Raw genomic sequence first — 963 nt, forward strand, 5'->3', positions numbered from 1 at the left:
GGAAGCCCTTGACTGTCCCAAGACCCGGGGTCAGGTCCGCCAGGAAGCTGTTATCCTACATCATGCTTACCTCTACTTTACCTGAATCTAGGAACCCGAAAATATTGCTAAAAAAAGATACCTTGAACAGCACGAAGCAATCCAAGGTAGAAAGATTAGGAAATCATTTTATATAACCCGTCTTAGTTTTATCTACTTTTACATCGACAATTGTATCATGTTCAATTCTTATGAGAACCCAAAAATCTTTTTCACAATTGGGACAACAGACGTATCCTTCTCCAATTGAACTTCCGTCATATGGTCTTTTCTGGTGTGGGGGCCTGGCCTGCCCTATTGCCCATGTTAATTTATCCCCCAGTTTATAAGTATCCAGATTCATCATACCCATTTTAAATTCGGCTTCTGTATTAACAATCGCTCCACATCTAGGGCATTCTTCTTTTATTAAAAGTAAGTTGTACATGTCTTACCACCTATTCTCTTAAAGGATTACGTATTGGCACTCCTAAATTAGGTAAGGTGTGCTTATAGTGATTGTATAATCTTCTTTCATAAGTAAATGCCTCATAACCTGTCGCCTTTGCAAATGCCCCTAGGGCAGCGTCACCACGTCCATGAGATGTTTTAACTGACCTGAAGACTTGCTGAAAAGCAGAAGTTTCTGATATTGCTTTTGCTTGTGAGCCTCCAAAGACACCTACTCCCTCCTGTTGTAAAAACGCTTTACGTGAAGTTCTTTGAGCAGTGGTACTAACGTTAAGAAACTCATTGTATTGATTAGGTGTAATATAAGTCTTCCCTTGACGAATAATATTCAGCGCTATTGTATCGCTTTTTTCGGCTGCAGCAATTAAGAAGTTATTATCAGCAAAAATCGGATTTCTTGATGCAGAAATCTTTATCTCCTTAACCCCAAACCCCAACAACTTCCCAATCCCCTTGCCCGCCAGCACTGCCCCT

2 protein-coding genes are annotated in these 963 nt (G+C 40.5%); both read right to left on the reverse strand.

From position 1 onward, the window contains the following. Positions 1-163: 163 nt before the first annotated feature. Entirely contained in the window at positions 164-466 is a 303-nt protein-coding gene (locus QW71_RS36160) for a hypothetical protein (RefSeq protein ID WP_039310980.1), read from the reverse strand. A gap of 10 nt (positions 467-476) precedes the next feature. Further along, a partial coding sequence (locus QW71_RS40785) for a hypothetical protein (protein ID WP_160311869.1) occupies positions 477-963 on the reverse strand: 487 nt, incomplete at its 5' end.

The sequence above is a fragment of the Paenibacillus sp. IHB B 3415 genome (genome assembly GCF_000802655.2).
GTDB lineage: Bacteria > Bacillota > Bacilli > Paenibacillales > Paenibacillaceae > Paenibacillus_AQ > Paenibacillus_AQ phytohabitans.

Coding starts and splice junctions, on each gene's coding strand:
- QW71_RS36160 (WP_039310980.1), bottom strand. CDS start 466: ATGTACAACTTACTTTTAATAAAAGAAGAATGCCCTAGATGTGGAGCG.